The sequence below is a fragment of the Alteromonas sp. AMM-1 genome (genome assembly GCF_047290655.1).
Taxonomy (GTDB): Bacteria; Pseudomonadota; Gammaproteobacteria; order Enterobacterales; family Alteromonadaceae; genus Alteromonas; species Alteromonas mangrovi.
Window position 1 is genome coordinate 1 of the sequence record NZ_JBLBUE010000226.1, and the last position, 4,635, is coordinate 4,635.

Here is a 4,635-nt window from a genome sequence, read left to right on the forward strand (position 1 = left end):
CAAGCACAATGGCCAGGTAATGATTGTGTTGCCACATTACTACCTTGTCTTTCTGCAAATCCTTACAATTGCTGTAATCGTCATAGCGATGAGCCTGATACTCTCGCAGCATCCAGCCAATATGCGAAAACCACAGACCTTTGCCCGCTGAATACGGGTCTTTGTCGTCTTCGTCTACATGACGATGGTGAATCCGGTGATCTGATGACCAGTGTAAAATACTGTTTTGCAGCGCCATTGCGCCACCTATAGCCAGTATGACTTTTACAGCAGGGTGCGCATCGTAGGTTTTATGCGACCATAAGCGGTGATAACCCGCAGTGATCGACATGCCCGTTGCATAAAACAACACGAGAGTGGTAATAATTTCAGTGGTGTCAAATCCCTGCGTTACTGCCCAAATGGGCACACCAACAAACGCGATGAGTCCGGTGATAATAAACACCAGGACATTGGTGATAATTAAACGTGGCTTTTTCATAAGATACAACTCAGCTTACAACTGTACGCTAATTTAGCTTTAAATCGCGTGTTTCGCAAGGAAAATAGGGGTAATATTAGCCTTAAGAATGAAGAGAGGACTGCTGTTGAGTCGCCAGGAACAGAAACAAAAAACACGCCAAAGTATAATAGATGCGGCATTTCAACTGCTTAACGAAAACCGTACCTTGTCTGCGATCAGCCTGCGTGAAGTTGCCCGCGAGGCGGGTATTGCACCTACGTCGTTTTATCGCCATTTCAAGGATATGGACGAATTAGGGCTGACACTGGTGGACGAGGCTGGATTAGCATTGCGGCAACTAATGCGACAGGCGCGACGTCGCATAGCCTCAGGTGGCGGCGTAATCGACACTTCGGTTGACACCTTTATGGAGTTCATTACGGCGAACAGCAACGTATTCCGACTTTTATTGCGCGAACATACCGGAACTTCTGCTGCTTACCGTTTAGCCGTATCCCGTGAAATTCAGCACTTTACCGATGAACTAAGTGATTACATTATTGAACAGCTGAAGATACCGCACGACATCGCCGTATTGCAGGCCGAGTCCATGGTCAGACTGGTATTTAGCGCCGGTGCGGATGCACTGGAGGCCGACGCTATATTAAAAGCAACCATCAGCCAGCGAGTTAAAAAGCAATTGCGTTTTATTCAACTGGGCAGCCTGGCATTCTGGCAGAAATTGCCCGATTAAACGGGCAGTTTCAGATTACTTTCTTTGTAAAAATACCCCGGATTCCATGTGCTCAGTAAACGGGAACTGGTCAAACAGTGCTGCGCGTTTTACTTCATGGGTTTTGGTTAATTCCGCCAGGTTATCAACCAGTGTGTGCGGATTGCACGATATATAAAGGATGTTTTCAAACTGGCTGATCATCGCCAGCGTATCCGGATCTAAACCCGCTCTGGGTGGGTCTACTAATACCGTTGAAAAACGTTTACTGGCTAAATCAATGCCTTTAAGGCGCTCAAATTCTCTTTTACCTTCCATTGCCTGAACAAACTCTTCACTCGACAAACGCGCAATTTGTACATTATCGATATTGTTAACGGCAATATTATACTGCGCGGCATCTACAGAAGGTTTGGCAATCTCGGTACCAACAACAGAGTCAAACTCACCCGCTAACGGTATTGAGAAGTTACCCGCACCACAATACAACTCAAGCAAGTCGCCCGACAAAGGCTTTGATTGCGCAATCGCCCATTCAAGCATTTTGCAGTTCACTTGTGCATTGGGTTGCGTAAAGCTGTTTTCGATATGCTTGAACTGGTAGGTTTTACCGTTAACCGGCAGAGACTCAATGATGAAGTCATTGCCAATAATAATTTTCTGTTTACGCGCCCGGCCGATAATACTCACATTGAATGTCTTGTTCAGTTCATCGCGTAATGTATTTGTGGCTTCTTCCCAGGTACTATCCAACTGGCGGTGATATAGCAAACTGATAACACATTGCCCGGAAAGTCCGCTCAGGTAATCTATCTGGAAAAGCTTCTTGCGCAGAACATCAGAAGGCGAAACTAATTCCAATAAGCGTGTCATCAACTTGTTGATGGTTTCACAAGCCGGTGGAAACTGATCAACCCGATACTTTTCCTTTGAAGTCTGGTCAAACATGATGTGATAGAGATCATCGCCGTCGTGCCACACGCGAAATTCAGCGCGCATCCTATAGTGTTGCGGAGTAGAGGCGTATACATCCAGGTTATTACCGTAATAAGGGGCCAGCAATGCCGACAACGCATTGGCTTTGTTGTCGAGTTGTGTCTGATAGTCTGTCTGCATGTTTACCTGCATAGTCTGATATACCCCCTACAATTAAAGAGCGGCATTGTAGAGTGTTTTGGCAAAACGTCCACTTTAGTGCTTATTGTGCTCCATGTGAGATTAAAAAATAGCCAAATTTGATGCGCTATACTAAATAAACGCAAGTTCCCGCCGATAACCTCAGTGAGGTGAGAGAGGGTTTTATTATGACAGTTGATACAATACCAGCTGTAAGTAGCGATCCTGGGAAAGTTGAGAGTCCCAGAACCAGCTTAAACAAGCAGCTTCAGCAAGAGGGCTTGCGCCAGGCGCGTGAGTTTCAGCAATCCACGCAGTCTGTTCAGTTAAGCGTGTCTCAAACAGCGGTGTCCAATAAGGTGATGGTAACCTCAATGGAACAGAATGTGGTTGTGGACGAACGACGTTTTGACAACAGCCAGTACTCAGGTACGGCATCGGATTCGTCTAAGTCCATGTTTGATTTTGAGACAGTTGCAAACAACGTACTGAAATTCGTTGGTGGTGTAGTGCGCGGGGCAGCCAAAGGCGGTGCAGACGACGAAACGTTAACCGACCTCATAGGACAAGCGCGTTCTGGTGTTGCCAAAGGCATAGCGATGGCACAAAAGGATTTGGCAGGCCTGATGAATTCAACGATTTCCCAGGGTATCGAAAAAAGTCGTGATGCGATAGGCAAAGGCATTAACGAACTGGAAGATGAAGTGCTTGGGGGCAGCGACACCGCTTCAGGTGTGATGGCTCAGCAATTGTTTTCGCAAAACATGAACGCCGAGCAGGCCGGGCTGGTGATCAGAACCCGCGATGGTGACGAAGTGTCGCTGTATTTCGGGCAGGCCCGTCAACTAAGTTACAATTCGTCCTATACCTATAACGCTGGTACAAATAGCGGCACCGGCAATGGCACAGCGCCAGCAGCCAATACGGTAAGCTACAGCCAATCATTGCAGTACACCGAGAATCGAGGGATTAGCTTTGCTGTTAAAGGAGAACTGGATGAAGGTGAGTTGACAGCGATCAGCGATTTATTAAAGCAAATAACAGATGTAAGCCGCTCGTTTTTTGATGGCGACATTGAGTCTGCTTTTAACAAGGCGTTGGAACTGGGCTTCGACGAAAAAGAACTGGCAGGCTTTTCGTTGCAGATGGACCGCAAACAGGTAAGCGAGAAAATAGCGGCCTATCAGCAAAACGAAAGTGAGCAAAGTAATAAAGATGAGCTAAAGAAAAAGCTGGAGCCACTAAAAGCCTATGTTGAACAATTGAAGTCGATGCAGGATCTGTTGGATAAGACTCTGCAAGCTGGAACCGATTACTCAAAAGTTGTGAATGGTGTTATCAACCAAATGACCGATGTACACGTACCGGATGTGGTATCGGCTATCAATCGATTCCATTTATACAATAGTAAGCTGTCAGGCGATGTAACAGAAAACTAAGAAGTGTCAGCTAACTAAAAGAGAAGCCCCCAAAGTTGGGGGCTTCTTTATATGTAAAAACTAATTCGGTAGATTAGCCGGGTATCTTATCCTTCGCAGGGCGAACTTTTAGTGTTCTATCCTGAAATACCGAATCATTGAACTGACCGATAATGGCGTCGATATCGCCATCAACAACTTCAATGAATCCATATCCCTTTCGCTTTCCGGTTTTCTTATCTTTCATTAAACGGACAGACTGCACCCGAATATGATTTTCAAAGTAGGCCTTAACGGCGTCTTCATTTGCTTTATATGGCAAGTTGCCAACATACAGAGTTGAGACGTTGTCATCCAATTCTATGTCAATGTCTGTGTCTGCAGAAGAAGTAGCGGCATTTCCTTTTGACAATAGAGAAGCTATCCATGGCGTAACGATACCGCTGATTAACAATGAACCCGCAACCACTACTGGCGTATACGCATCTAACGGAAACTGATGAGTGAAAAAGAAACCGACAAATGCCAGAACGAGACTGATCAAAACACATTGCATTAAGCTGACTTTCATAATGCTACCTTAATAATATTGTTATAGAGAATAGGTTTGCGCTGGAAATTTTACTCATTTATAACAAAATGAACAACATTGATTCACAAATTCATTCTGCTGATGCATAAATAAACGGGAATTGTTGTGAAAATAGGCGTTTAAAAAGAATTTCAATAAAAACGCCTTAAAATCACAAATAAGTGTTGACGCAATAGCTCAGCAATGTAGAATGCGCCCCACTTCAACGGGGAACGCCGAAAAGCAACTTCCCGGGATAAAGCGAAAGCCTTATGTGAAGCGGTGTACAGCGAAACGCTTGAGAAAATAAATTTCAAAAAGTGGTTGACGCAGAAAACCAAAAGCGTATTATACG

Annotated in this window: 6 protein-coding genes; 2 read left to right on the forward strand and 4 right to left on the reverse strand. The window is 45.0% G+C overall.

The genetic code is table 11. The annotated features are described in order from the left end of the window. A partial coding sequence (locus tag ACLR2L_RS19050; RefSeq protein WP_413370459.1) for a fatty acid desaturase occupies positions 1-481 on the reverse strand: 481 nt, incomplete at its 3' end. A gap of 106 nt (positions 482-587) precedes the next feature. Between ACLR2L_RS19050 and fabR the strand changes: the two genes are divergently transcribed. Continuing rightward, entirely contained in the window at positions 588-1,196 is a 609-nt protein-coding gene (gene fabR, locus ACLR2L_RS19055; RefSeq protein ID WP_413370469.1) for an HTH-type transcriptional repressor FabR, read from the forward strand. Positions 1,197-1,211: 15 nt separating this feature from the next. Here fabR and trmA read toward each other — a convergent pair whose 3' ends face one another. Beyond that, positions 1,212-2,303 (reverse strand): tRNA (uridine(54)-C5)-methyltransferase TrmA, encoded by a 1,092-nt coding sequence (gene trmA, locus ACLR2L_RS19060; protein WP_413370461.1) that lies wholly within the window; start codon positions 2,301-2,303, stop codon positions 1,212-1,214. Positions 2,304-2,479: 176 nt separating this feature from the next. Here trmA and ACLR2L_RS19065 point away from each other — a divergent pair, with 176 nt between their 5' ends. Further along, positions 2,480-3,730 carry a DUF5610 domain-containing protein gene (locus ACLR2L_RS19065; RefSeq protein WP_413370463.1) on the forward strand — a complete coding sequence of 417 codons (1,251 nt, stop codon included), beginning with the start codon at positions 2,480-2,482 and terminating at the stop codon, positions 3,728-3,730. A 73-nt stretch (positions 3,731-3,803) separates the two neighbouring features. Here the strand turns inward: ACLR2L_RS19065 and ACLR2L_RS19070 are convergent, their stop codons facing one another. Next, positions 3,804-4,253, reverse strand: a complete 450-nt coding sequence (locus ACLR2L_RS19070; RefSeq protein WP_413370465.1) for an RNA recognition motif domain-containing protein — start codon at positions 4,251-4,253, stop codon at positions 3,804-3,806. 179 nt (positions 4,254-4,432) lie between these two features. Then, positions 4,433-4,635, reverse strand: a 203-nt coding sequence (locus tag ACLR2L_RS19075) for a hypothetical protein (RefSeq protein ID WP_413370467.1), incomplete at its 5' end; no start/stop codon positions are given.